25 protein-coding genes are annotated in these 26902 nt (G+C 37.8%); 22 read left to right on the top strand and 3 right to left on the bottom strand.

Annotated elements, in window-relative coordinates; translation table 11 throughout:
- The 13 genes from J6L95_RS06815 to J6L95_RS06880 all read left to right on the top strand — a co-directional run bounded on the left by J6L95_RS06815 (nt 1) and on the right by J6L95_RS06880 (nt 13663).
- Complete coding sequence (locus tag J6L95_RS06815; RefSeq protein ID WP_000985015.1) at nt 1–387, top strand: YdcP family protein; 387 nt, start codon at nt 1–3, stop codon at nt 385–387.
- Nucleotides 388–415: 28 nt separating this feature from the next.
- On the top strand, nt 416–1801 hold the full coding sequence (locus J6L95_RS06820; RefSeq protein WP_000813488.1) for an FtsK/SpoIIIE domain-containing protein: 1386 nt from the start codon (nt 416–418) through the stop codon (nt 1799–1801).
- Between the two features lie 177 nt (nt 1802–1978).
- Nucleotides 1979–3184 carry a MobT family relaxase gene (gene mobT, locus J6L95_RS06830; protein ID WP_000398284.1) on the top strand — a complete coding sequence of 402 codons (1206 nt, stop codon included), beginning with the start codon at nt 1979–1981 and terminating at the stop codon, nt 3182–3184.
- Between the two features lie 42 nt (nt 3185–3226).
- The gene (locus J6L95_RS06835) at nt 3227–3448 is read left to right on the top strand and encodes a hypothetical protein (RefSeq protein WP_001009056.1); all 222 of its coding nucleotides are present in this window, start codon (nt 3227–3229) and stop codon (nt 3446–3448) included.
- 116 nt (nt 3449–3564) lie between these two features.
- Nucleotides 3565–4062, top strand: coding sequence for an antirestriction protein ArdA (locus J6L95_RS06840; protein WP_000342539.1), 498 nt, complete (start codon nt 3565–3567; stop codon nt 4060–4062).
- Nucleotides 4063–4150: 88 nt separating this feature from the next.
- Nucleotides 4151–4543, top strand: coding sequence for a conjugal transfer protein (locus J6L95_RS06845; protein WP_000723888.1), 393 nt, complete (start codon nt 4151–4153; stop codon nt 4541–4543).
- Nucleotides 4527–6974: a conjugal transfer ATPase TcpF gene (gene tcpF / locus J6L95_RS06850; protein ID WP_000331160.1), complete on the top strand. Its 2448-nt coding sequence runs from the start codon at nt 4527–4529 to the stop codon at nt 6972–6974. The genes J6L95_RS06845 and tcpF overlap by 17 nt, the downstream gene beginning before the upstream one ends.
- Nucleotides 6975–6976: 2 nt before the next feature.
- Nucleotides 6977–9154 (top strand): CD3337/EF1877 family mobilome membrane protein, encoded by a 2178-nt coding sequence (locus J6L95_RS06855; RefSeq protein ID WP_000804748.1) that lies wholly within the window; start codon nt 6977–6979, stop codon nt 9152–9154.
- On the top strand, nt 9151–10152 hold the full coding sequence (locus tag J6L95_RS06860) for a bifunctional lytic transglycosylase/C40 family peptidase (RefSeq protein WP_000769868.1): 1002 nt from the start codon (nt 9151–9153) through the stop codon (nt 10150–10152). Before J6L95_RS06855 ends, J6L95_RS06860 begins: the two co-directional genes overlap by 4 nt.
- Nucleotides 10149–11081, top strand: a complete 933-nt coding sequence (locus J6L95_RS06865) for a conjugal transfer protein (RefSeq protein ID WP_001224319.1) — start codon at nt 10149–10151, stop codon at nt 11079–11081. Before J6L95_RS06860 ends, J6L95_RS06865 begins: the two co-directional genes overlap by 4 nt.
- Nucleotides 11082–11355: 274 nt before the next feature.
- Nucleotides 11356–11442, top strand: a complete 87-nt coding sequence (locus J6L95_RS06870) for a tetracycline resistance determinant leader peptide (protein ID WP_011058339.1) — start codon at nt 11356–11358, stop codon at nt 11440–11442.
- A gap of 15 nt (nt 11443–11457) precedes the next feature.
- Nucleotides 11458–13377: a tetracycline resistance ribosomal protection protein Tet(M) gene (gene tet(M) / locus J6L95_RS06875; protein ID WP_000691727.1), complete on the top strand. Its 1920-nt coding sequence runs from the start codon at nt 11458–11460 to the stop codon at nt 13375–13377.
- A gap of 118 nt (nt 13378–13495) precedes the next feature.
- Nucleotides 13496–13663: a cysteine-rich KTR domain-containing protein gene (locus tag J6L95_RS06880; protein ID WP_000336323.1), complete on the top strand. Its 168-nt coding sequence runs from the start codon at nt 13496–13498 to the stop codon at nt 13661–13663.
- 59 nt (nt 13664–13722) lie between these two features.
- Here J6L95_RS06880 and J6L95_RS06885 read toward each other — a convergent pair whose 3' ends face one another.
- Nucleotides 13723–14076: a helix-turn-helix transcriptional regulator gene (locus J6L95_RS06885; RefSeq protein ID WP_001227347.1), complete on the bottom strand. Its 354-nt coding sequence runs from the start codon at nt 14074–14076 to the stop codon at nt 13723–13725.
- Between the two features lie 504 nt (nt 14077–14580).
- On the opposite strand from J6L95_RS06885, the gene J6L95_RS06890 reads away from it, so the two are divergent.
- From J6L95_RS06890 to J6L95_RS06930, 8 genes are all read left to right on the top strand, one after another.
- Nucleotides 14581–15003: a sigma-70 family RNA polymerase sigma factor gene (locus tag J6L95_RS06890; protein WP_000804885.1), complete on the top strand. Its 423-nt coding sequence runs from the start codon at nt 14581–14583 to the stop codon at nt 15001–15003.
- Nucleotides 15000–15230 (top strand): helix-turn-helix domain-containing protein, encoded by a 231-nt coding sequence (locus tag J6L95_RS06895; RefSeq protein WP_000857133.1) that lies wholly within the window; start codon nt 15000–15002, stop codon nt 15228–15230. The genes J6L95_RS06890 and J6L95_RS06895 overlap by 4 nt, the downstream gene beginning before the upstream one ends.
- 460 nt (nt 15231–15690) lie before the next feature.
- Complete coding sequence (locus tag J6L95_RS06905; protein WP_000814511.1) at nt 15691–15894, top strand: excisionase; 204 nt, start codon at nt 15691–15693, stop codon at nt 15892–15894.
- A gap of 81 nt (nt 15895–15975) precedes the next feature.
- A complete protein-coding gene (locus tag J6L95_RS06910; RefSeq protein WP_001291561.1) occupies nt 15976–17193 on the top strand; it encodes a tyrosine-type recombinase/integrase in 1218 nt (405 codons plus the stop codon).
- Nucleotides 17194–17391: 198 nt separating this feature from the next.
- Nucleotides 17392–18582, top strand: coding sequence for an Mbeg1-like protein (locus J6L95_RS06915; RefSeq protein ID WP_287458570.1), 1191 nt, complete (start codon nt 17392–17394; stop codon nt 18580–18582).
- A gap of 55 nt (nt 18583–18637) precedes the next feature.
- Nucleotides 18638–19807, top strand: coding sequence for an MFS transporter (locus J6L95_RS06920; protein ID WP_074686264.1), 1170 nt, complete (start codon nt 18638–18640; stop codon nt 19805–19807).
- The gene (gene mnmE, locus J6L95_RS06925) at nt 19800–21134 is read left to right on the top strand and encodes a tRNA uridine-5-carboxymethylaminomethyl(34) synthesis GTPase MnmE (protein ID WP_029070844.1); all 1335 of its coding nucleotides are present in this window, start codon (nt 19800–19802) and stop codon (nt 21132–21134) included. The genes J6L95_RS06920 and mnmE overlap by 8 nt, the downstream gene beginning before the upstream one ends.
- 303 nt (nt 21135–21437) lie before the next feature.
- Nucleotides 21438–22280 (top strand): AraC family transcriptional regulator, encoded by an 843-nt coding sequence (locus tag J6L95_RS06930; protein WP_287458571.1) that lies wholly within the window; start codon nt 21438–21440, stop codon nt 22278–22280.
- A gap of 32 nt (nt 22281–22312) precedes the next feature.
- Here J6L95_RS06930 and treC read toward each other — a convergent pair whose 3' ends face one another.
- Together treC and treP are read right to left on the bottom strand one after the other, a co-directional pair.
- A complete protein-coding gene (treC, locus tag J6L95_RS06935) occupies nt 22313–23923 on the bottom strand; it encodes an alpha,alpha-phosphotrehalase (RefSeq protein ID WP_287458572.1) in 1611 nt (536 codons plus the stop codon).
- A 10-nt stretch (nt 23924–23933) separates the two neighbouring features.
- The gene (gene treP / locus J6L95_RS06940) at nt 23934–25880 is read right to left on the bottom strand and encodes a PTS system trehalose-specific EIIBC component (protein WP_287458573.1); all 1947 of its coding nucleotides are present in this window, start codon (nt 25878–25880) and stop codon (nt 23934–23936) included.
- A gap of 162 nt (nt 25881–26042) precedes the next feature.
- Here treP and treR point away from each other — a divergent pair, with 162 nt between their 5' ends.
- The gene (gene treR / locus J6L95_RS06945; protein ID WP_029070885.1) at nt 26043–26762 is read left to right on the top strand and encodes a trehalose operon repressor; all 720 of its coding nucleotides are present in this window, start codon (nt 26043–26045) and stop codon (nt 26760–26762) included.
- Nucleotides 26763–26902: the final 140 nt, after the last annotated feature.

Below are 26902 nucleotides of genomic sequence, written 5' to 3' on the forward strand. Positions count from 1 at the left end.
ATGATGAGATTAGCAAATGGCATTGTATTAGATAAAGACACGACTTTTGGAGAATTGAAATTCTCTGCTCTACGTCGTGAAGTGAGAATCCAAAATGAAGACGGGTCGGTTTCAGATGAAATCAAGGAACGTACCTATGACTTAAAATCCAAAGGACAAGGACGCATGATTCAAGTAAGTATTCCTGCCAGCGTGCCTTTGAAAGAGTTTGATTATAACGCACGGGTGGAACTTATCAATCCCATTGCGGACACCGTTGCTACTGCCACCTATCAAGGAGCAGATGTTGACTGGTATATCAAGGCAGACGATATTGTGCTGACAAAGGATTCTAGTTCATTCAAAGCTCAACCACAAGCAAAGAAAGAACCGACACAAGACAAATAGTCGCTAGGTAGAAAGGAGACTTTTTCGCATGAAACAGCGTGGTAAAAGGATTCGCCCATCTGGTAAAGATTTAGTCTTTCATTTTACGATAGCGTCACTCCTGCCTGTTTTCCTGCTGGTTGTCGGACTGTTTCATGTGAAGACAATCCAGCAGATCAACTGGCAGGATTTTAACCTATCACAAGCAGATAAGATTGACATTCCCTATTTAATTATCAGTTTCAGTGTCGCAATTCTTATCTGCTTGCTGGTAGCGTTTGTATTCAAACGGGTTCGCTATGATACGGTTAAACAACTTTACCACCGTCAAAAACTGGCAAAGATGATACTTGAAAACAAGTGGTATGAATCTGAACAGGTCAAAACAGAGGGTTTCTTTAAAGATAGTGCTGGTCGTACAAAGGAAAAGATAACCTACTTCCCTAAAATGTATTATCGACTTAAAAATGGCTTGATACAGATACGGGTGGAAATCACGCTGGGAAAATATCAAGACCAACTCTTACACTTGGAAAAGAAATTAGAGAGTGGCTTGTACTGTGAGCTGACGGATAAAGAGTTAAAGGATTCCTATGTGGAATATACTTTGCTCTATGACACCATAGCCAGTCGTATTTCTATTGATGAAGTAGAAGCTAAAGATGGTAAACTTCGCTTAATGAAAAACGTATGGTGGGAATATGATAAGCTCCCTCATATGTTGATTGCTGGTGGTACAGGTGGCGGTAAAACTTACTTTATACTGACACTGATTGAAGCCTTGCTTCATACAGATTCAAAACTGTATATTCTTGACCCGAAAAATGCTGATCTTGCGGACTTAGGTTCTGTGATGGCAAATGTCTACTATAGAAAAGAAGACTTGCTTTCTTGCATTGAAACATTCTATGAAGAAATGATGAAACGTAGTGAGGAAATGAAGCAGATGAAGAACTATAAGACTGGCAAAAATTATGCTTACTTAGGTCTCCCGGCACACTTCTTAATCTTTGATGAATACGTCGCTTTCATGGAAATGCTGGGAACAAAAGAAAACACCGCAGTTATGAATAAGCTGAAACAGATTGTCATGTTAGGTCGTCAAGCTGGCTTCTTTCTAATACTGGCTTGTCAACGTCCAGACGCAAAATATTTAGGCGACGGAATCCGTGATCAGTTTAATTTCAGAGTGGCTTTAGGTCGTATGTCTGAAATGGGCTATGGCATGATGTTTGGCAGTGACGTACAAAAGGATTTCTTCTTAAAGCGAATCAAAGGTCGTGGCTATGTTGATGTAGGAACAAGTGTCATATCAGAGTTTTATACTCCCCTTGTACCAAAAGGATATGATTTCTTGGAGGAAATTAAAAAGTTATCCAACAGCAGACAGTCCACGCAGGCGACGTGCGAAGCGGAAGTCGCAGGTGTGGACTGATCTTGCTGGCTGGTGTGGCAATAGCCACGCCAGCACTTAACCCCCCGTATCTAACAGGGGGGTACAAATCGACAGGAAACAGTCAAAAAAACATTAGAAAATCCTTTGGTTACAAGGGATTTACAAAATTTCAGCGTATGTCAAATGGGCTTTAAAAGTTGACATACGCCTTTTTGATTGGAGGGATTTTTACTGAATGAACAAACTTGGTTACAGCATTTAAAAGAAAAACGCTTGGCTTATGGACTATCTCAAAACCGTTTAGCTGTTGCGACTGGTATTACAAGGCAGTATCTAAGCGATATTGAAACAGGAAAAGTCAAGCCATCAGAGGATTTACAGCAGTCCCTTTGGGAAGCTCTGGAACGCTTCAATCCCGACGCTCCCCTTGAAATGCTGTTTGATTATGTAAGAATTCGCTTTCCGACAACAGACGTACAGCAGGTGGTCGAAAACATCTTACAACTGAAACTGTCCTATTTTCTTCATGAGGACTATGGTTTCTATTCTTATTCAGAGCATTATGCTTTAGGCGACATATTCGTCCTTTGCTCCCATGAACTGGACAAAGGAGTTCTGGTGGAATTGAAAGGTCGTGGGTGCAGACAATTTGAAAGCTATCTTCTGGCACAACAAAGAAGCTGGTATGAGTTCTTTATGGACGTTTTGGTGGCTGGCGGTGTGATGAAACGCCTTGACCTTGCCATTAACGATAAGACAGGGATTTTAAATATCCCTGTACTCACTGAAAAGTGCCAACAGGAAGAATGTATCTCCGTCTTCCGCAGTTTTAAAAGCTATCGCAGTGGCGAACTGGTACGCAAAGAGGAAAAGGAATGTATGGGAAACACCCTCTATATCGGTTCATTACAAAGTGAAGTTTATTTCTGTATCTATGAAAAGGACTACGAGCAGTACAAGAAAAATGATATTCCCATTGAAGACGCAGAAGTAAAAAACCGTTTTGAGATTCGATTGAAAAATGAGCGTGCCTATTATGCAGTCCGTGATTTACTCGTCTATGACAATCCAGAGCATACCGCCTTTAAAATTATCAATCGGTATATCCGTTTTGTAGATAAAGACGATTCCAAACCTCGTTCTGATTGGAAACTGAATGAAGAATGGGCTTGGTTTATTGGGAACAATCGTGAACGATTAAAACTAACCACAAAACCAGAGCCTTACTCCTTCCAAAGGACGCTGAACTGGCTATCTCATCAAGTTGCCCCGACCTTAAAGGTTGCGATTAAACTTGATGAAATCAACCAGACGCAGGTTGTAAAAGACATTCTCGACCATGCGAAACTGACAGACCGACACAAGCAGATTTTGAAGCAACAGTCAGTAAAAGAACAGGACGTGATAACAACAAAAAAATAACTCAAATACAAATTCATTGAATATAGAGAGGAGAACATTTTTATGAATTTTGGACAAAACCTTTATAACTGGTTTCTATCAAACGCTCAATCACTGGTGCTTTTAGCAATCGTTGTGATTGGCTTGTATCTTGGCTTCAAGCGTGAGTTTAGCAAACTGATTGGCTTTTTAATTATTGCGATTATTGCGGTTGGCTTAGTCTTCAACGCTGCTGGAGTAAAAGACATTTTACTAGAGCTATTCAATCGCATTATTGGTGCTTAAATAAAACCGTTCTTTTGTGGAATATAAGTGGTTTTCTTATGTTCCGCAAAGGAATGGTACACCAAACGAAGTGCGGTAGGGATTTTTGAATCTCTACAAAGAAAGGACGTGAATATATGGACGATATGCAAGTCTATATTGCGAATTTAGGCAAATACAATGAGGGCGAATTGGTCGGTGCGTGGTTTACCTTTCCCATTGACTTTGAGGAAGTCAAAGAGAAAATCGGCTTGAATGATGAATATGAGGAATACGCCATTCATGACTACGAGTTACCCTTTACGGTTGACGAATACACTTCCATTGGCGAACTCAATCGACTATGGGAAATGGTATCGGAATTACCCGAAGAATTACAATCGGAGCTATCTGCTCTGCTCACTCATTTTTCAAGCATTGAAGAACTAAGCGAACATCAAGAGGATATTATCATTCATTCCGATTGTGATGATATGTATGACGTGGCACGCTACTACATTGAAGAAACGGGTGCTTTAGGCGAAGTACCAGCTAGTCTTCAAAACTATATTGATTATCAAGCCTATGGTCGGGATTTAGACCTTTCAGGAACGTTTATCTCAACCAATCATGGGATTTTTGAAATCGTCTATTAAATCTGTCGGTACATTACTACTGGCAGATTTTCTATTTTACGGGGTGGCTCAATCAGCTACCCCTATTTTTTATGAAAGGATTGATTACATGAAGAAAATACGAAGCTATACCAGTATCTGGTCTGTGGAAAAGGTACTGTATTCTATCAATGATTTTAGACTTCCGTTTCCCATAACCTTTACGCAAATGACATGGTTTGTCGTGTCACTCTTTGCAGTGATGATACTTGGCAACTTGCCCCCTCTTTCCATGATAGAGGGAGCATTTCTCAAATACTTTGGGATTCCTGTGGCTTTCACATGGTTTATGTCTACAAAAACTTTTGATGGTAAAAAGCCTTATGGATTTTTGAAGTCTGTCATTGCTTATGCACTGCGACCAAAGCTGACCTATGCAGGAAAAAAAGTAACGCTTGGCAGAAACCAGCCACAAGAAGCCATTACAGCAGTTAGGAGTGAATTTTATGGCATATCCAATTAAATACATTGAAAACAATCTCGTCTGGAATAAAGACGGGGAATGTTATGCTTACTATGAGCTTGTTCCTTACAATTACTCATTTCTAAGTCCAGAACAGAAAATACAAGTGCATGATTCTTTCAGACAGCTTATCGCACAAAATCGTGATGGCAAAATTCATGCTTTACAAATCAGTACAGAATCCAGCATACGTTCTGCACAAGAGCGTTCCAAAAATGAAGTCACTGGCAAGCTCAAAGCGGTTGCCTATGACAAAATCGACCAACAGACAGACGCTTTAATATCCATGATTGGCGAAAATCAAGTGAACTACCGTTTCTTTATCGGCTTTAAGTTGCTTCTCAACGATCAGGAGTTTTCTATGAAAAGTCTTACCGTTGAAGCAAAAAATGCTTTGTCTGATTTTGTCTATGATGTGAACCATAAGCTGATGGGCGATTTTGTTAGTATGAGTAATGATGAAATCCTGCGTTTTCAGAAGATGGAAAAGCTCTTAGAAAATAAAATCTCTCGTCGTTTCAAAATCCGCAGGTTAGATAAGGACGACTTCGGCTATCTGATTGAACACCTTTACGGACAGACAGGCACTGCCTATGAAGAGTATGAGTACCATCTATCAAAGAAAAAGCTGGATAATGAAACGCTGATTAAATACTATGACTTGATTAAGCCTACTCGCTGTTTGGTGGAAGAAAAACAGCGATATTTGAAAATCCAGCAGGAAGATGAAACCGTCTATGTAGCTTACTTTACCATTAACAGCATTGTCGGAGAACTGGACTTCCCGTCCTCTGAAATCTTCTACTACCAGCAACAGCAATTTACATTCCCGATTGATACGTCAATGAATGTGGAAATTGTAGCGAATCGTAAAGCCCTATCTACTGTCCGCAATAAAAAGAAAGAACTGAAAGACTTGGATAACCACGCTTGGCAAAGTGATAATGAAACCAGCTCCAATGTGGCGGAAGCTCTGGAAAGTGTGAATGAGCTGGAAACCAATTTAGACCAAAGCAAGGAATCTATGTACAAGCTGTCTTATGTGGTAAGGGTATCAGCAAATGATCTTGACGAACTCAAACGTCGTTGTAATGAAGTGAAAGATTTTTATGACGATTTAAGCGTAAAACTGGTACGACCATTTGGGGATATGCTCGGCTTACATGAAGAATTTTTACCTGCCAGCAAGCGTTATATGAATGATTATATTCAATACGTGACCTCTGATTTCCTCGCTGGTTTAGGTTTTGGTGCTACTCAAATGCTGGGGGAAAATGAGGGGATTTATGTTGGCTACAGCTTAGATACTGGACGCAATGTCTATCTGAAACCTGCTCTTGCCAGTCAAGGGGTTAAGGGTTCAGTAACCAATGCGTTAGCGTCGGCTTTTGTTGGTTCGCTGGGTGGTGGTAAATCCTTTGCGAATAACCTTATCGTCTATTATGCGGTGCTTTATGGGGCACAAGCAGTGATTGTAGACCCAAAAGCAGAACGTGGCAGATGGAAAGAAACCTTGCCAGAGATTTCCCATGAAATCAATATCGTCACTCTGACTTCTGATGAGAAAAACAAAGGCTTACTTGACCCTTATGTGATTATGAAAAATCCCAAAGATTCTGAATCACTGGCTATTGATATTCTGACATTCCTTACGGGGATTTCCTCTCGTGATGGGGAACGCTTCCCAATCCTTAGAAAAGCCATTCGTGCAGTAACCAATAGTGAAGTACGAGGGTTGATGAAAGTGATTGAGGAATTACGGGTTGAGAATACGCCACTAAGTACCAGTATAGCCGACCATATCGAAAGTTTTACAGACTATGACTTTGCACATTTATTATTCAGTAATGGTTATGTGGAGCAGTCTATCAGCTTAGAAAAACAACTGAACATTATACAGGTTGCGGACTTGGTACTTCCCGACAAGGAAACTTCCTTTGAGGAATATACCACTATGGAGCTTTTATCCGTTGCTATGCTGATTGTCATTAGTACCTTTGCTTTAGACTTTATCCATACAGACCGAAGCATTTTCAAGATTGTAGATTTAGACGAAGCATGGAGCTTTTTACAGGTAGCACAAGGAAAAACACTATCTATGAAGCTGGTTCGGGCTGGTCGTGCTATGAACGCTGGGGTATATTTCGTGACCCAAAATACAGACGACCTCTTAGATGAAAAACTGAAAAATAACCTCGGCTTAAAATTTGCATTTCGTTCCACTGACCTTAACGAGATTAAAAAGACCTTAGCCTTTTTTGGTGTAGACCCAGAGGACGAAAACAATCAGAAGCGATTGCGTGATTTGGAAAACGGGCAATGCCTTATCAGTGATTTATATGGTCGTGTCGGTGTGATACAGTTCCACCCTGTATTTGAAGAACTGCTCCATGCCTTTGATACCAGACCACCTGTGCGAAAAGAGGTGTAAATGTGAAACCATCAATAGTAAACAGAATAAAATCAAACTGGACGCTGAAACGTCTAGGTAAAGTGGCAATGACAGTGGCTTTCACACTTGTGATTGCCATTTTTCTTTTAGCCATGCTGGGAACGGTGGTTCAAGCTGCGGGCTTGGTAGATGATACGGTCAATGTGGCAAATGAATACAGCCGATACCCACTTGAAAACTATCAACTGGATTTTTATGTGGATAATAGCTGGGGCTGGCTTCCGTGGAACTGGTCGGACGGGATTGGAAAACAGGTCATGTATGGACTATATGCCATTACCAATTTTATTTGGACAATCAGTTTGTATGTTTCCAATGCGACAGGTTACTTAGTACAGGAAGCCTATTCCTTAGACTTCATTTCCGCTACAGCAGATTCCATTGGTAAGAATATGCAGACCTTAGCTGGTGTGAGTGCAAACGGATTTTCAACAGAGGGTTTCTATGTTGGATTCCTCTTACTCTTGATTTTGGTTCTTGGGGTTTATGTTGCCTATACGGGACTGATAAAGAGAGAAACCACAAAGGCAATTCATGCCATTATGAATTTTGTGCTGGTGTTTATCCTATCGGCTTCCTTTATTGCCTACGCTCCCGACTACATTAAAAAAATCAATGACTTTTCATCAGACATCAGTAATGCCAGTTTATCACTTGGCACGAAGATTGTCATGCCCCATTCCGATAGTCAAGGCAAGGACAGCGTGGACTTAATCAGAGATAGCCTGTTTTCCATACAGGTTCAGCAACCGTGGCTACTGCTTCAATACAACAGTTCAGACATTGAAAGTATCGGTATTGACCGTGTGGAAAGCCTGCTCTCCACCAGCCCAGATTCCAACAATGGCGAAGACAGAGAAAAAATTGTTGCGGAAGAAATTGAAGACAGAAGCAATACCAATCTAACCATTACAAAGACCATTAACCGTTTAGGTACAGTCTTCTTCCTATTTGTCTTCAATATTGGGATTTCCATATTTGTATTCCTATTAACAGGAATCATGATTTTCTCGCAGGTACTTTTTATCATCTATGCTATGTTTCTGCCTGTGAGCTTTATTTTAAGCATGATTCCATCATTTGATGGTATGTCAAAACGAGCCATAACAAAGCTCTTTAATACCATTTTGACACGAGCTGGAATCACATTGATTATTACGACAGCATTTAGTATTTCAACCATGCTCTATACCTTATCGGCTGGTTATCCGTTCTTTTTGATTGCTTTTCTACAGATTGTGACCTTTGCAGGAATCTACTTCAAGCTGGGCGATTTAATGAGTATGTTTTCTCTACAGAGTAACGATTCTCAAAGTGTGGGAAGTCGTGTGATGAGAAAACCTCGTATGCTTATGCACGCTCACATGCACCGTCTACAGCGGAAACTTGGACGTTCCATGACTACTCTAGGGGCTGGGTCTGCCATTGTTACAGGTAAAAAAGGACAGTCGGGTTCGGGGAGTTCTGCAAGGACACAAGCAGATCACTCCCGACCAGACGGAAAGGAAAAATCAACACTTGGAAAACGTATCGGTCAAACCATCGGTACAGTAGCTGATACCAAAGACAGAATGGTAGACACTGCTAGTGGTTTGAAAGAACAGGTTAAAGATTTGCCGACCAATGCAAGATATGCAGTATATCAAGGAAAATCCAAAGTAAAAGAGAATGTCCGTGATTTAACCAGTAGTATTTCTCAAACCAAAGCGGACAGAGCCAGTGGACGCAAGGAACAGCAGGAACAAAGGCGAAAAACCATTGCGAAGCGTCGCTCTGAAATGGAACAGGTCAAACAGAAAAAACAGCCTGCTTCTTCTGTTCATGAAAGACCGACTACAAGACAAGAACAATATCATGATGAACAGACCTCAAAACAGTCTAATATTCAGACTTCATATAAGGAATCTCAACAAGCCAAACAAGAGCGTCCAGCAGTTAAGTCCGATTTTTCAAGTCCAAAAGTGGAACGCCAAGGCAATACCGTTCAAGAAAAAACCGTTCAAAAGCCAGCAACTTCAACCACTACAGCAGATAGAACTTCACAACGTCCAATCACAAAAGAACGTCCGTCTACTGTTCAAAGAGTACCACTACAAAATACAAGAAGTAGACCACCAATCAAAACCGCCACCATTAAGAAAGTCGGTAAGAAACCATGAAGTTGAAAACTTTAGTGATTGGTGGTTCTGGATTATTCTTGATGGTCTTCTCACTGCTTCTGTTTGTTGCCATTTTATTTTCAGATGAACAGGACAGCGGAATTTCCAATATTCATTATGGAGGTGTGAATGTTTCCGCAGAAGTGCTGGCTCATAAGCCTATGGTAGAAAAATATGCCAAAGAATATGGCGTTGAAGAATATGTCAACATACTTCTTGCGATTATACAGGTGGAATCGGGCGGTACTGCGGAAGATGTTATGCAGTCCTCGGAATCCCTCGGTCTTCCACCTAATTCATTGAGTACAGAAGAATCCATTAAGCAAGGTGTGAAGTATTTCAGTGAATTATTAGCCAGTAGCGAAAGGCTCAGTGTAGATTTAGAATCGGTTATCCAGTCCTACAATTATGGTGGTGGTTTCTTAGGGTATGTGGCTAATCGTGGAAATAAATATACCTTTGAACTGGCTCAAAGTTTCTCAAAAGAGTATTCAGGTGGCGAAAAAGTGTCTTACCCCAATCCCATAGCCATACCTATCAATGGGGGCTGGCGATACAACTATGGCAATATGTTTTATGTGCAACTGGTAACGCAGTATCTTGTCACAACAGAGTTTGATGATGATACGGTACAAGCCATCATGGACGAAGCACTGAAATATGAGGGCTGGCGATACGTTTACGGTGGAGCTTCCCCGACTACTTCTTTTGATTGTAGCGGACTGACACAATGGACGTATGGAAAAGCTGGAATTAACTTACCACGAACCGCACAACAGCAATATGATGTGACCCAGCATATCCCACTATCGGAAGCACAAGCTGGCGATTTGGTTTTCTTTCATTCTACCTATAACGCTGGCTCTTATATTACTCATGTTGGGATATACCTTGGCAATAACCGTATGTTTCATGCAGGCGACCCAATCGGTTATGCCGACTTAACAAGCCCCTACTGGCAACAGCATTTAGTGGGAGCAGGACGAATCAAACAATGAGAAAGGAAGATTTAATGATGAAATTTAGAAAAAATCAGAATAAAGAAAAACAGATACCAAAGGAAAAGAAACCTCGTGTCTATAAGGTCAATCCTCATAAAAAGGTTGTGATTGCCTTGTGGGTACTTTTAGGGCTTAGTTTCAGCTTTGCGATATTCAAGCACTTTACAGCTATAGATACTCATACTATTCACGAAACAACTATCATAGAAAAGGAATACGTTGATACTCATCATGTAGAAAATTTTGTAGAGAACTTTGCGAAAGTCTACTATTCATGGGAGCAATCCGATAAGTCCATTGATAATCGAATGGAAAGTCTAAAAGGCTATCTGACAGATGAACTTCAAGCTCTCAATGTTGATACAGTACGCAAAGATATTCCTGTATCGTCTTCTGTAAGAGGATTTCAGATATGGACGGTAGAGCCAACTGGCGACAATGAGTTTAATGTAACCTACAGTGTAGACCAGCTCATTACAGAGGGAGAAAATACAAAGACCGTCCACTCTGCTTATATAGTGAGTGTCTATGTAGATGGTTCTGGAAATATGGTACTGGTTAAGAATCCGACCATTACCAACATACCTAAGAAATCAAGTTATAAACCAAAAGCCATTGAAAGTGAGGGGACGGTTGATTCCATTACAACCAATGAAATCAATGAGTTTTTAACGACGTTCTTCAAGCTCTATCCTACAGCGACAGCCAGTGAACTTTCCTACTATGTGAATGACGGGATATTAAAACCAATCGGAAAAGAGTACATCTTTCAAGAACTGGTAAATCCTATTCACAATCGTAAGGATAATCAAGTCACGGTATCGCTGACAGTGGAGTATATCGACCAGCAGACCAAAGCAACGCAGGTATCTCAATTTGATTTGGTACTTGAAAAGAACGGGAGTAATTGGAAGATTGTAAAATAACAAATATTGGTACATGATTACAGATACTTTGTAATCATGTACTCTTTTTGATAAAAAATTGGAGATTCCTTTACAAATATGCTCTTACGTGCTATTATTTAAGTGACTATTTAAAAGGAGTTAATAAATATGCGGCAAGGTATTCTTAAATAAACTGTCAATTTGATAGCGGGAACAAATAATTAGATGTCCTTTTTTAGGAGGGCTTAGTTTTTTGTACCCAGTTTAAGAATACCTTTATCATGTGATTCTAAAGTATCCAGAGAATATCTGTATGCTTTGTATACCTATGGTTATGCATAAAAATCCCAGTGATAAAAGTATTTATCACTGGGATTTTTATGCCCTTTTGGGTTTTTGAATGGAGGAAAATCACATGAAAATTATTAATATTGGAGTTTTAGCTCATGTTGATGCGGGAAAAACTACCTTAACAGAAAGCTTATTATATAACAGTGGAGCGATTACAGAATTAGGAAGCGTGGACAAAGGTACAACGAGGACGGATAATACGCTTTTAGAACGTCAGAGAGGAATTACAATTCAGACAGGAATAACCTCTTTTCAGTGGGAAAATACGAAGGTGAACATCATAGACACGCCAGGACATATGGATTTCTTAGCAGAAGTATATCGTTCATTATCAGTTTTAGATGGGGCAATTCTACTGATTTCTGCAAAAGATGGCGTACAAGCACAAACTCGTATATTATTTCATGCACTTAGGAAAATGGGGATTCCCACAATCTTTTTTATCAATAAGATTGACCAAAATGGAATTGATTTATCAACGGTTTATCAGGATATTAAAGAGAAACTTTCTGCCGAAATTGTAATCAAACAGAAGGTAGAACTGTATCCTAATATGTGTGTGACGAACTTTACCGAATCTGAACAATGGGATACGGTAATAGAGGGAAACGATGACCTTTTAGAGAAATATATGTCCGGTAAATCATTAGAAGCATTGGAACTCGAACAAGAGGAAAGCATAAGATTTCATAATTGTTCCCTGTTCCCTGTTTATCACGGAAGTGCAAAAAACAATATAGGGATTGATAACCTTATAGAAGTGATTACGAATAAATTTTATTCATCAACACATCGAGGTCCGTCTGAACTTTGCGGAAATGTTTTCAAAATTGAATATACAAAAAAAAGACAACGTCTTGCATATATACGCCTTTATAGTGGAGTACTACATTTACGAGATTCGGTTAGAGTATCAGAAAAAGAAAAAATAAAAGTTACAGAAATGTATACTTCAATAAATGGTGAATTATGTAAGATTGATAGAGCTTATTCTGGAGAAATTGTTATTTTGCAAAATGAGTTTTTGAAGTTAAATAGTGTTCTTGGAGATACAAAACTATTGCCACAGAGAAAAAAGATTGAAAATCCGCACCCTCTACTACAAACAACTGTTGAACCGAGTAAACCTGAACAGAGAGAAATGTTGCTTGATGCCCTTTTGGAAATCTCAGATAGTGATCCGCTTCTACGATATTACGTGGATTCTACGACACATGAAATTATACTTTCTTTCTTAGGGAAAGTACAAATGGAAGTGATTAGTGCACTGTTGCAAGAAAAGTATCATGTGGAGATAGAACTAAAAGAGCCTACAGTCATTTATATGGAGAGACCGTTAAAAAATGCAGAATATACCATTCACATCGAAGTGCCGCCAAATCCTTTCTGGGCTTCCATTGGTTTATCTGTATCACCGCTTCCGTTGGGAAGTGGAATGCAGTATGAGAGCTCGGTTTCTCTTGGATACTTAAATCAATCATTTCAAAATGCAGTTATGGAAGGGATACGCTATGGTTGCGAACAAGGATTATATGGTTGGAATGTGACGGATTGTAAAATCTGTTTTAAGTATGGCTTATACTATAGCCCTGTTAGTACCCCAGCAGATTTTCGGATGCTTGCTCCTATTGTATTGGAACAAGTCTTAAAAAAAGCTGGAACAGAATTGTTAGAGCCATATCTTAGTTTTAAAATTTATGCGCCACAGGAATATCTTTCACGAGCATACAACGATGCTCCTAAATATTGTGCGAACATCGTAGACACTCAATTGAAAAATAATGAGGTCATTCTTAGTGGAGAAATCCCTGCTCGGTGTATTCAAGAATATCGTAGTGATTTAACTTTCTTTACAAATGGACGTAGTGTTTGTTTAACAGAGTTAAAAGGGTACCATGTTACTACCGGTGAACCTGTTTGCCAGCCCCGTCGTCCAAATAGTCGGATAGATAAAGTACGATATATGTTCAATAAAATAACTTAGTGTATTTTATGTTGTTATATAAATATGGTTTCTTGTTAAATAAGATGAAATATTTTTTAATAAAGATTTGAATTAAAGTGTAAAGGAGGAGATAGTTATTATAAACTACAAGTGGATATTGTGTCCTGTATGTGGAAATAAAACACGATTAAAGATAAGGGAAGATACTGAATTAAAAAAATTCCCCCTCTATTGTCCGAAATGCAGACAAGAAAATTTAATTGAAATAAAGCAGTTCAAAGTAACTGTGATTACAGAGCCAGACGCAAAGACGCAGAGCCGATAAAATGAGATTAATACAATCTCATTTTATCGGCTCTTTCCGTTATGTATGGATTCTTTTAATTAGTCTTCGATGTTTCTTGCTTCGTTGATACCGCTGGCTAAAGATTCCATTAAGGATAGTTCTTTGTCTGTAAAGCTATCCATGTATTTCTCTATCTGTAATCGTCGGGTGCTTTTTACCAAGTTATTAGCAGGTAAGAAAAATTCATCAACGGAAACATGAAGTAACGATACAAGGTCATAAAGAACTTGTATGCTGGGGTGTTGCCCTTTATTTTCAATATTAGTTAAGTACCGTGGGTCAATTTCAATCAATGCTCCCACTTGTTCACGAGTTAAACCTCGTTTCAATCGAGCTTCTTTAATGGCTAAACCAAAGGCTCTAAAATCATATTTATCTTCTTTTTTACGCATAGTAGACCACCTCTATACATTTTATTGTTCCTACTGAATTAAAAACAGGTATAGAAAAACGTGTTATATGGTTTATAGGTTTATATTTAATAAAAAGCACTACTAAACGCCAATAAAAAAAACCGTTATATGGTAGTGCTATTTACGCTGTTAAAATATTGTATATTACTTCCAAATGGCGGTTTGTTGGAGGTCAACGTCGCCATGAAGTACATCATATACAATAAATTTCCTTACATTGGGTTCTTGTCAAAAAAAGTCGTCTATCTGCAATAGATAAGTACGTCCACCAATGTGGTTTTATAAATCATATAGATAGAATAACAGAAGCATGTAAACAGAGAAATAAATCTGTTTATATGCTTTTTTGGCTATTCAGAACTTTTTTACAAAGTTTATTTATCAGTAATGCAACAAATCCCCCTTTCACATTGGGACTAAGAGTGAAAGGAGATAAACGAGCAAGGCTCACTTCCTTTCCTAGACAGAAAGGGGGTGAGAAACATGAAACCATCTTCTTTTCAGACCACAATAGAAAATCAGTTTGACTATATCTGTAAACGTGCTATGGAAGACGAGCGAAAGAATTATATGCTTTATCTTTCAAGGATTGCAAAGCGTGAGGTGTCCTTTTCGGATGTTGGCGATTATCTTGTTAGCCAGTTTGCGACAACAGATAACTATTCAACTGACTTTCAGATTTTTACACTCAATGGGTTATCAGTAGGCGTTGAAAATGATTTGTTGAGTGAAGCATTACGTGAGTTGCCAGACAAGAAACGTGAAATTCTACTGCTGTTTTACTTTATGGACATGAGCGATTCAGAAATTGCAGACCTGTTGAAATTGAACCGTTCTACTGTCTATCGGCATAGAACCAGTGGACTAGCCTTAATTAAAAAGTTTATGGAGGAATTTGAAGAATGAAAACACAATATCCTATGATTCCCTTTCCTCTCATTGTAAAGGCAACAGATGGCGATACCGAAGCGATTAACCAGATTCTACATCATTACAGAGGGTACATAACGAAGCGTTCCCTACGACTTATGAAAGATGAATATGGCAATCAAAGTATGGTCGTTGATGAAGTCTTACGTGGAAGAATGGAAACCAGACTGATTACAAAGATTTTGTCATTTGAAATTAAGTAATATCCTCTCTCCTTTCGTGGAAGCGTGCTAAACCATTCCACGCTTCCCGAACAGGGAGGTTTGTTATTCCACCAAAGCATATTGAGCTTTCAATGTGTTTTGATAGGCTAACGAGCCATTGTTCTTTGAAAACTGAATAAAAGTAATCGAATACGTTTCGATAAGAAAAGAGCCAACGGAACTAACCGCCATGACCTATCTTATAAAGATAGCGAGCGATTCATGTTAGTGATCCGAGAAGCAATCTTTAGCAGGATTGCCTGCAACGACATTCTTATCGTGATAATGATACTCCCATACAGTCAATAGTCCGAGCGTGATAAAACCGTCGCAGGCAATGAGTATGGCTACATGAGAACCATGCAGGGGTGGAACTCCCGTGAGCTTTGCTAAAGCTGTTCGATTGCTGGTAAAACAACTTTTATGAAATCCAAATAAGTGATTTGGAAAGGAGGATTTTATGAAGCAGACTGACATTCCTATTTGGGAACGTTATACCCTAACCATTGAAGAAGCGTCAAAATATTTTCGTATTGGCGAAAACAAGCTACGACGCTTGGCAGAGGAAAATAAAAATGCAAATTGGCTGATTATGAATGGCAATCGTATTCAGATTAAACGAAAACAATTTGAAAAAATTATAGATACATTGGACGCAATCTAGCGTCGCCAAAGGGTCTTGTATATGATAAAATAGTATTAAGTCGTATCAAGGCTCTTTCCATAAAGGAAAGGAGCAAATGCCATGTCAGAAAAAAGACGTGACAATAAAGGTCGAATCTTAAAGACTGGAGAGAGCCAACGAAAAGACGGAAGATACTTATACAAATATATAGATTCATTTGGAGAACCGCAATTTGTTTACTCGTGGAAACTTGTGGCTACAGACCGAGTACCAGCAGGAAAGCGTGATTGTATCTCACTTAGAGAGAAAATCGCAGAGTTACAGAAAGACATTCATGATGGTATTGATGTTGTAGGAAAGAAAATGACACTCTGCCAGCTTTACGCAAAACAGAACGCTCAAAGACCAAAGGTTAGAAAAAACACTGAAACTGGACGCAAATATCTTATGGATATTTTGAAGAAAGACAAGTTAGGTGTAAGAAGTATTGACAGTATTAAGCCATCAGACGCTAAAGAATGGGCTATTAGAATGAGTGAAAATGGTTATGCTTATCAAACCATCAATAACTACAAACGTTCTTTAAAGGCTTCATTCTATATTGCTATACAAGATGATTGTGTTCGGAAGAATCCATTTGACTTTCAACTGAAAGCAGTTCTTGATGATGATACTGTCCCTAAGACCGTACTAACAGAAGAACAGGAAGAAAAACTGTTAGCCTTTGCAAAAGCTGATAAAACCTACAGCAAAAATTATGATGAAATTCTGATACTCTTAAAAACAGGTCTTCGTATTTCAGAGTTTGGTGGTTTGACACTTCCAGATTTAGATTTTGAGAATCGTCTTGTCAATATAGACCATCAGCTATTGAGAGATACTGAAATTGGGTACTACATTGAAACACCAAAGACCAAAAGTGGCGAACGTCAAGTTCCTATGGTTGAAGAAGCCTATCAAGCATTTAAGCGAGTGTTAGCGAATCGAAAGAATGATAAGCGTGTTGAGATTGATGGATATAGTGATTTCCTCTTTCTTAATAGAAAGAACTATCCAAAAGTGGCAAGTGATTACAACGGCATGATGAAAGGTCTTGTTAAGAAATACAATAAGTATAACGAGGATAAATTGCCACACATCACTCCACATAGTTTGCGACATACATTCTGTACCAACTATGCAAATGCAGGAATGAATCCAAAGGCATTACAGTACATTATGGGACATGCTAATATAGCCATGACGCTGAACTATTACGCACATGCAACATTCGATTCTGCAATGGCAGAAATGAAACGCTTGAATAAAGAGAAGCAACAGGAGCGTCTTGTTGCTTAGTAGTACAAATGAATTTACTACTTATTTACCACTTCTGACAGCTAAGACATGAGGAAATATGCAAAGAAACGTGAAGTATCTTCCTACAGTAAAAATACTCGAAAGCACATAGAATAAGGCTTTACGAGCATTTAAGAAAATATAAAAAGATAATTAGAAATTTATACTTTGTTTATAACAAAAACAAGGTGATGCATTATGGAAAGAAAAGACAACATTACTACATACGTAAGATTCTTGGGACATCTTTCTTTTAGAAAGATGTCATTCAATGAAATAGATGCGCTCATATTCAGTATGCTTACATATTTTGACTGGAACAGCATCGTCTCTTCTAATGAAAAGACGATCTCATTACAAGATGCCTACAATGAACTGCTTTATCTAGAAGTAGGAAACGTAGAATATGAACAATTGCGCATTGTTAAAAATGAAGAAGCACGCGATGTTTTCCTGATGGAAGATAAGCCCAAAAGAAAACCACATAACAATGCAAAAAGTCATGAAAGAGAACTTCTCCATGAGATGGCAGTAAGTGAACGTTTTAAGAATATCAAGCTGAGTCATTTTGTAGATGAAAGTGATTATGAACAAGCCAAGCAGTTTGCGGCTATACATATACAATATGCACCATTCTCTACTTTTATTGCCTTCAGAGGAACAGATGATACGCTCGTAGGATGGAAAGAAAACTGGACGATGATCTACAAGGAACCAGTAGCAGGACAAGTAAGAGCCGTAAAGTATGTAGAACAGACTACAAGAAAATCATGGCGTCAATATTTTATGCATTATAAGCTAGGAGGACATTCTAAAGGGGGAAACTTAGCTATCTATGCGGCTTTTCATATCAATGAAAAATATTTAAAGAAGATTGATGACATCTTCAACTTTGATGGACCAGGATTCAGATCTCCCTTTGAAGAAAGTGAAAGATACTATCTCATAAAAGATCGTATTCATAGCTATACACCATACTTTTCTTTAATAGGAATGGCTCTTGATCATTATCGTAAAGATAAGACCGTCCAAAGCTTTGCGGATGGTCTCTCTCAACATGATGGCTACACCTGGATTGTCAATGGTTCATCATTTCTTCTTACCAATAAAAGAGATCTAGAAAGCCAGCGTGTAGAAAAGACATTTAAGACATGGGTTCACTCTATTCCTGTAGATGAAAGAGAAACATTTGTAGAAGTACTATTTGAAGTATTAGAGAAAGCCAACATTGTCACGATGACAGACTTCTTAAATATGAATGTGCCACACATTGCGGCTATATTGAAATCAATGATTACTATCTCTTCAGATAAAAGAGATCTGATCTTAAAAATACTGATGATGCTTTATCAGGAAAACCATAAGATTAAAAAGCAGAAACTGAAATAAGCGTTCGCTTTGCGTCATCACATACTTTTGTATATAATGGGGCAAGGAGAGAAATATGAAGAAAAAAGGATTATTTTTATTATTAATTATATCGTTTAATTTAGCTGCGAGCTATGCGCATCCGATTACCCCAACTTATTTTAAATGGCTACATCTCGATAATGCCATGTTTGGAATGGCTTATGCGATGATGTCATTTGGCATGTTCATCTCATCTCCATTCTGGGGAAAGATGACATACGTATTGCAGTCAAAGACCGTCATGGCCTACGGCAGTATTGGCTATGCGATCGGACAGCTGCTTTTTAGTATCGGTAGAACATCCGCATTCATACTAGCTGCAAGACTTATTGCGGGTCTATCGTGTGGAGCGTTCTTTGTCGGTTCTTTGACATATATTGCCGAACATTCTCGACCAGAGGAAAGAGGGGCGCTATTGACGCTTAATGCTACTATTCAGACAGTAGCTGGTGCTATTGGCTATTTTGTTGGTGGATTGCTTGGAGAAGTGAGTCTTTTCATGTCCTTTGCGATTCAGATTCTTCAGCTCGCATTGACAGGATTGGCCTTCTTCTTATTAAGTCATGAAACCAAAGAAGAAAAGTTCCATCTTGGTGTATTAAAAGAATCCAATCCCTTTTCCGCATTCATGAATGCGAAACTATTTATGAATAAGACATTTGCATTATTATTCATGATGAGTGTTCTAGTCTTCATGGGCTATACCTCACTAGATCAGAGCTTCAACTATTATCTAAAAGATATCTTCCATTTAACAAGTCGCTATAATGGACTTATTAAAGGAAGTGTAGGGCTCATGTCACTTGTTGCCAATATGACCATCGGTCTTTATATTATGCGTCATACTCGCATTTCTAAAAGCAATAGTCTCTTGCTTTTAGCGAGCAGTATTTCCCTGGCAATAATTCTGATGGTAAAAAATGTCTTGCTATTTATAATGATTGTCATGATATTTTATGGGTTCTATGCTATTATCATTCCTGTAGAACAAAATATGATTACCAGTTTATCAAAAAAGGAATCAAGAAATCTTGTTCTTGGCTTTTATCAGGCTATAAAATCATTGGGAATGATTCTTGGTTCTTCCATCGCTGGATTGATCTATACTCAAAATCCAATGAATCCTTTTCTATTTGCGTTGATTGCCTTTATGGGATCACTTATTATATCCATGTTATTTAAGGAGAAGAAGTATTATGAATGATGATATTATTGCAGCTGTTGCGACATCTCGATTAGAAGCTGCTATTTCTATTATTCGCTTATCAGGTACCGGAGTGATTGATTTTGTACAGTCGTTCTTTACTGGTAAGATCAAGGATAAGAAGACACAGACAATTACTTACGGATATATCGTTGATGGGGATGAAAAAGTAGATGAAGTTCTTGTCAGCATCTATCGTGGTAAACATACTTTCACTGGTGAAGAGATGGTAGAAATCAATTGTCACGGTGGTGTCTTTATCACTAGAAAAGTATTGAATCTTTGTTTAAACAAGGGTGCAAGAATGGCTGAAAGAGGGGAGTTCTCAAAACGTGCTTTCCTTAATGGAAGAATTGATTTATCTCAGGCTGAAGCAATCAGCGATATGGTTACTGCCAACAATGATGAAGCATCTAAATTAGCATTAAAAGGAATTCAGGGAAATATTTCTCATTTCATCAAGGATCTAAAAGAAGATCTTATTCAGATCATTACTTCAATTGAAATCAATATTGATTATCCTGAATATGATGATGTAGAAATCATGACAGCTGAAACACTCTTACCCAAATCTGTTTCTTTAAGAGAAAAGATGAATAAGATCATCTCGAAATCACAGAATGTCTCATTAATGAAAGATGGTATTTCAACAGTTATTGTCGGTAAACCTAATGTTGGAAAATCATCATTATTAAATGCATTATTAGAAGAAGAAAAAGCAATTGTTACTGATATCGCTGGTACAACGAGAGATATTGTTGAAGGCAGCATTCGTCTTGGCAACATTGTTCTTAATATGATCGATACAGCCGGTATTCATGATACCGAAGAAATGATTGAAAAGATGGGGGTTGAAAAATCTTTATCTTTAATCAATAAAGCAGACCTTGTCCTTGTCGTATTGGATGGTTCTCGTCCACTAGAAGATGAAGACAAGATGATTCTTGATAAAACCAAGGATACAAATCGTATTATCATTATCAATAAGTCAGATCAGGGATGTGTCATTGAAGAAGAAGGTATTCACATCAGTGCTAAGGAAGCACATATTGATGAACTTGTAGACTATATCAAAGATTCCTTTGATTTTTCTTCTATCAATGGAGAAGATGCTGAAGTATTAGCTAACCAGCGTCAGCTTGAACTGCTGATGAATGCCTCTAAAGCATTAGATCGCAGTATTGATGCTATGAAAGCATCAATACCAGTTGATCTTATTGTAGAAGATCTCTATGACTCATGGAATAATCTAAAAGAGATTCTTGGTGAACAGGCTAAAGAAGATCTTCTAGATGAATTATTCTCAAGATTTTGTGTAGGCAAGTAAAAAAGTATTTATTTTATAGTGAAGGGCAAAGCAAGTGATTACCTTGCTTTGCCCTTTTTTCTGGTTACTTTCAAAAAAGCAGATATGAGATAACAATTAGATATTACAAATTGCGAAAATTAAAAAAGAAGCGATTATTACAAGACTGTAATATTATATCTATGATGCATAAATTTGGTATGATAAAGTTCAATTAAATGATATTCTATGGATGATCCCTTTGTAATTTGTACGAATAATGTAGGGTAAGAAAAGAAATATTCTTCTATACTAAAATAAACTGAAAGAAAGGAGGAAGTTCAAGTGAATATAATTAAATCGTTTAACAGTACGATTGATTATCTTGAAACAGTTCTTGATGATAAGATTGATGAAAAGAAAGTAACTCAGCTTTCTGGATATTCTTATTCTATGTTCAGTCGTTTGTTTTCTATTTTGACTGAAATGACGCTTTCAGAATATTTGAGAAGCAGAAGATTGACAGAAGCTGCTGTAATATTAAGAAATACAAATGAAAAAATTATTGATATTGCATTCAGATTTGGATATGAATCATCGGATTCATTTGGGACAGCTTTTAAGAATTTTCATGGATTTACTCCTTCTGAAGTAAGAAACGGAAAACCGTTTAAATTAGTTTCACGAGTGCAATTGGCACTAAGTGTAAGAGGAGGAAGAAGCATGAACATTACAATTCAAAAGAAAAAAGCATTTACAGTTGCAGGGTTAAATGAACAAAGCATCAATTCATCACTATGTCCAAGTGTTTGGGATAAGCTATATGAAAAATATAGCTACGATGAACTTGCAAGCTTAGGAAGTGGTGAAATCGTAGGTGTTTGTCACGATGTCGAAAATCCAAATACAATAAACTATATGGCAGCTTACATCGTTAATGATGTAAACAAAGCTAGAAGTATGGGCTTAGAGGTTTTGGAAGTTGAAGAAACAGAGTATGCTGTTGTAGAGTTAATAGGCACTGTTCCGGAGTGCATTCATAACGGATGGAAATATGCGATGGAAGTTTTCTTCCCTGAGCATGGTTATGTTCATTCAGGAAAACCTGACTTTGAATATTATTATGAAGGTGATATGAACAGTAAAGACTACAAAATGGAACTTTGGATTCCGGTATGTAAATCTTAATGAATAATAGTCTATAGTAATAAAAAAGGTGCTTAGGCACCTTTTTCTAATACAAGACATTCATAGGGTCTTAATGTTACATGAATATCATTGTAGTTATGAAGAAGAACATTGTAGTCTTTTATATCATAAGGGAGGGGATGTTCTTTATTGTTCATATTGCAGACTACAAGGAGTTCTTCATTCTGATAATGTCGTTTATAGACAATAAGCTCAGGATCACTTTCTATAAAGCTTATTTCTCCCTGAGAGATGAGCTTTTTGTCTTTTCTTAACTGAATGAGTTTCTTGTAATAATGAAGAATAGAATCTGGATCTTCTTTGGCATTGTCTACATTTATATCATGATAGTTTTCATTGATGCTGATCCAAGGAGTAGATGAAGTAAATCCAGCATGTTCTTCATTACTCCATTGCATTGGTGTACGACTGTTATCACGTGAGCGACAGGAGAGGATGTGGAGTGCTTCTTCTTTTGTTTTTCCTTCTTCAAGAAGAATCTTGTAGTAGTTGAGACTTTCTACATCACGATAGAAGGAGATATCTGTGAAATGGGCATTGGTCATGCCTATTTCTTCTCCTTGATAGATATAAGGTGTACCTCTCATCATATGAATTAGTGTCGCAAGCATTTTAGCTGATTGTTTAAAATAACGTGTTTCATCACCAAGGCGAGAGACGATGCGAGGCTGATCGTGATTGCACCAGAATAAGGCATTGGTGCTATTAGTCTTCTGCATTTCTTCCTGCCATGTCTTAAAGAGGGATTGAAGCTGTTTATAATCAGGATCTTTCAATGCCCATTTTTGATTATTGAGATAATCAATCTTAAGATGATGGAAGTTAAAGACCATGGATAACTCTTTTTTAGATGAGTATTTTTGACAATCTTTAATGTTGGTAGAAGACATTTCTCCTACGGTAATCATATTTTCAATGCCAGTATCTCTTACGATTTCTTGAAGATATTCATGAATGTGAGGACCATCGCTATAGAAGCGACGGCCATCACCTTCGTAATCATCCACAAAGATGTCAGGTTTTGAGACGAGATTGATGACATCAAAGCGGAATCCTTTAACGCCTTTGTTTTTCCAGAAGAGAATGATTTTCTTGAGTTCTTCTCTTACTTCAGGGTTATCCCAATTGAGATCGGCCTGTGTTTCATCAAAGAGATGAAGATACCATTTATCTATCTCTTTAACATATTTCCAGGCACTGCCACCAAACTTTGAGAGCCAATTTGTAGGAGCATTTTTAGATGATCTGAAGATATAGTAATCCTGATATTTCTTATCATTCATCAATGCTTTCTTGAACCAAGGATGGGAAGTAGAGGTATGGTTGAAGACCATATCCAACATGATACCAATACCACGTTTATCTGCTTCTCTGATAAGTTCTTCTACATCTTCCATTGTCCCAAAATCGGGATTTATTTTTCTATAGTCGGCTATATCATAGCCATTATCGTTCATTGGTGACACGAAGAATGGTGTCGACCAGATGTAATCAATACCAAGATCTTTAAGATAATCAAGTTTCTTGATGATACCTTGAATATCTCCTATACCGTCATGATTGGTATCATAAAAAGATTTTGGATAAATCTGATAAATGACTTTATCTTTAAAATCATTCATAAAAAACCTCCTACTTCATTGAAATAATTGTTGTTTCGTTAGCGAAAGCATCTCCTTGTTCATTTAAGGCCATGTCTTTAGATAAACCAGGATCGGTAATGATGACCATGACACAATCACGATGATTAGCTTTCTTGATTGCTTCTTTACTAAATCTTAATAATGGCTGACCAGCTTTTACTTGATCATCGACACGAACGAGTGTTTCGAATCCTTCTTTGTTCATGTAGACAGTATCTAATCCAACATGGATAAGCAGTTCAGCACCATTTTCTAATGTTAACCCGACAGCATGTCCAGTATCTTCCATCACTACAGCAACTTTAGCGTTGCATGGTGCGACAATTTCTTCTGTTTCTGGTTCAATGGCTACACCTGGACCCATAAGGCCTGCTGAGAAGACGCCGTCGTTGACATCTTTAAGAGAAATGATTTTACCGTTGACTACACTTTTAACATTAACTGGAGTAGCCGCAGTAACAAATGGTTTTTCTTCTTTACCAGGTACAACATTGTCATCTAATTCAGCGACAAAGCCACGCTGTGATTCGGTAAGCTGTCTTTGTCCAACAATGCTGACAAGGGCAATTGGAATAACAATAGCGATAAGCATACATAAAGCGAAACTTAGAATATATGGTGTCTGGATAGAAAGGATACCAGGAAGACCACCAACACCGATCGTATTGGCTGTTGTATTAGTAGCTGTACATACAATACCAGCAATACCTGATCCGATCATTCCACATACGAATGGAAATTTATATTTTAAGTTTACCCCAAACATAGCAGGTTCAGTAACCCCTAAATAACAAGAGATAGCTGATGGAATATTGACTTCCTGAGCACGGACATTACGTTTTTGAAGAAGAATCATTCCTACAACAGCAGACCCCTGAGCAATATTTGATAAGGCAATCATCGGCCAAAGTCCAGTACCGCCAAAGTCTGCAGCAAGCTGAGTATCGATAGCGTTTGACATATGATGAAGCCCTGTGATAACAAGAGGTGCATAGAATGTACCAAAGATAGCACCGAAGACAACTCTAAATGATCCTGTAATACCAGCATAGATGACTTTAGAAATAACACTACCAATCTGCCATCCAATTGGACCAAGGATAAAGTGAGCAGCGATGACTGATAATAATAAAGAGAAGAACGGTACAAAAATCATCGATACAACTGAAGGGATGATTTTTTTAAAGAAACGTTCAAGATAGACAAGAGATAATGCAGCAAAAATAGCAGGAATAACCTGAGCCTGATAACCGATCATATTGACTTTCATAAAACCAAAGTTCCAGAATGGAATCTTATCAGCACCAGCAACACCGTAGGCATTAAGCAGCTGACCAGATGTAAGAGTTAACCCTAGGATAATTCCTAGCATCTCTGTTCCACCCATTTTCTTTGTAACTGACCAGCAAAGACCGACAGGGATTCCGGTGTGGAATACGGCTTCACCGATCAGCCATAGGAACTGGTCAATCCCAGCCCAGAACTGGCTGATCTGAACAAGTGTCTTTGTACCATTTTCAAACATGTAGATAGAATCAATAACATTACGGAAACCAAGGATCAAACCTCCACAAATGATAGCTGGAAGAAGTGGCGTAAAGATTTCAGCTAAAGTAGTTACTGCTCTTTGAGCAATATTCTGATTTTGTTTAGCAGCCTGTTTAACTTCAGCTTTAGAAACACCTTCAACACCGGCAACAGCGATAAAGTCTTTGTAGAAATCAGAAACCTGATTTCCAATAATGACCTGGAACTGTCCTGCCTGTGTAAATGTACCTTTTACAACAGACATACTTTCAATACCTTTAATATCAGCTTTGTTTTCATCATTAAGAACAAAACGCATACGTGTCATACAATGAGTAACTGCTCCAATATTGGTACGTCCACCAATGAGAGCGAGAAGTTCTTTTGATTCTTCAATATACTTTCCCATAACTTTTCTCCTTTTACTTGTTTAAACATGTTTAACACAATAACAATATATCTTAGTTGTTTAAACATGTCAACTGTAATTGAAAACCTTTTCATAAAAAGATGATTTATTGAGTTTTTAGGATGTTTTATTTATAATTAATGAGTAAATGAGGTAAGAACTATGCCAAAGATGAAATATGAAAATATATATAAAGATCTAAAGGAGAAGATTGAAACAGGTGTTTATCCTGGTCAGACTTTTATTCCTTCAGAGAATCAGTTGGTGAATGTCTACGGATGTTCAAGAAACACAGTAAGAAGAGCTATTAGAGAATTGAGTGCAGAAGGTTATCTGCAATCACAGAAGGGACGTGGGGTCTTTGTGATCTATCAGCCAATCAGTAGAGCGAATTATCTGATCGGTGGTATTGAGACGTTTAAGGATTCAGCTAAACGTAATCATCTTGAAGCTAAGACGAAGGTGATTGTATTTGAGGAAATCAAGGCGGATGAAAATATATCAAGACAAAGTGGTTTTCCTGTAGGAAGTGATCTTTATCTTATTACGAAGATCAGATATCTTGATGGCAAGCCATTGATTCTAGATATCAATATGTTCTTAAAGGATGTTGTTAAGGGACTGACAAAAGAGATTGTGGAAGATTCTACTTATAGCTATCTTGAAGAACAATTGGGTGTTTCAATTATGACAAGTAAGCGTACGATGAGCGTGGAAAGAAGAACAGAAGTTGATGAGCGCTATCTTGAACTTAATGACTATAATTGTATGGCAGTCATTACAGGACAGGTTTATACAAAGGATGGTACTCTTTTTGAATTTACTCAATCACGACATCGTCCTGATTATTTCTGTTTTGAAGATATTGCGACAAGAAAATAAAAAAAAGAGGCTGTAACGAAATAAATACAGCACTCAAATAAAAAATGGTGGCATCCTCATAAGTGATGAGGAATGCCACCTTTTTTGATATAATTAGGCTATGAAAAATAACAATACAAATACACCTAATTACAAGAACA

Origin of the sequence: Kandleria sp., from assembly GCF_017934775.1 — a bacterium.
In the GTDB taxonomy this organism is placed as follows: Bacteria; Bacillota_I; Bacilli_A; order Erysipelotrichales; family Coprobacillaceae; genus Kandleria; species Kandleria vitulina.